Below are 776 nucleotides of genomic sequence, written 5' to 3' on the forward strand. Positions count from 1 at the left end.
GCAACTGGAAAAGCAGCATAAATCAGCACTCGACAGCCTGCTCATATCAGAGGGTGAACAACCTTCCCGTCTGGCATGGCTGCTACAGCCTCCGGGTAAAATAAACGGTAAAAATGTGCTGCAACATATCGACCGGCTTAATTCCATCGCTGCGCTGGGGTTGCCTGATGGTATTGCACTTTCCGTTCACCAGAACAGGTTGCTTAAACTGGCGCGTGAGGGCCGGAAAATGAGCAGCAGGGACCTGGCAAAATTCACCGATGTCAGACGTTACGCTACGCTGGTTTGTATAATAACAGAGGCCAGGGCCACCCTGACTGACGAAGTGATTGATCTGCACGAGCGTATCCTGGGTAGTCTGTTCAGCAGGGCAAAACGCACGCAGGCCGAACGGCTCCAGCAAACGGGAAAGCTTATTCAGAGCAAGCTGAAGCAGTACGTTACCGTCGGGCAGGCGTTACTTAACGCCAGAGAATCCGGGGAAGATCCCTGGACTGCAATAGAAGATGTCCTTCCCTGGCAGGAATTCATCAACAGCGTGGAAGAAACGCGGTTTCTTTCCCGTAAGGGCAATTTCGACGCGCTTCATCTGATCACCGAAAAATACAGTACGTTGCGTAAATATGCCCCGCGTATGCTGTCAGCATTGCAGTTCATGGCGACACCTGCGGCGCAGGCGCTCAGCGATGCGCTGGACACCATAACGGAAATGTACCGTAAACAACTTCGTAAAGTGCCGCCATCAGCGCCAACAGGGTTTATCCCTGAAAGCTGGC

1 pseudogene is annotated in these 776 nt (G+C 52.7%); it reads left to right on the forward strand.

Annotated elements, in window-relative coordinates:
• A pseudogene (locus RYZ59_RS24560) lies at window positions 1–776 on the forward strand (Tn3 family transposase); the annotation flags it as partial.

The sequence above is a fragment of the Citrobacter sp. HN-141 genome (assembly GCF_033341895.1).
GTDB lineage: Bacteria > Pseudomonadota > Gammaproteobacteria > Enterobacterales > Enterobacteriaceae > Citrobacter.